Below are 232 nucleotides of genomic sequence, written 5' to 3'. Positions count from 1 at the left end.
TGCTGGAACGGGACGAGAACTTCCCCGAACCGGCCGAACTGGAGCGGGAGTTGACCATGATCCGGGAGGCGGTGAGGGCCGGCCGGGAGGGCGCCGGCGCCGGTGGCGGCACGGGGGCCGCCACCGGCGCCGGGCCGGCGGGCGGGGGTGTCGCCGTGCTCACGCGGCCCGCGGTCGGCGCACGGGAGCGGGTCGGCGTCGCCCAGGCCGCCGTACTGTCCTCGCTCGTGGC

Annotated in this window: 1 pseudogene; it reads left to right on the top strand. The window is 78.9% G+C overall.

Annotated elements, in window-relative coordinates:
- Positions 1 to 232: pseudogene (locus ADK64_RS15315) on the top strand (endonuclease); the annotation flags it as partial.

The sequence above is a fragment of the Streptomyces sp. MMG1121 genome (assembly GCF_001280015.1).
Classification (GTDB): Bacteria; Actinomycetota; Actinomycetes; order Streptomycetales; family Streptomycetaceae; genus Streptomyces.
The sequence above is the reverse complement of the archived record's forward strand: the minus strand, read 5'-3'. Positions and strand labels throughout refer to the sequence as shown.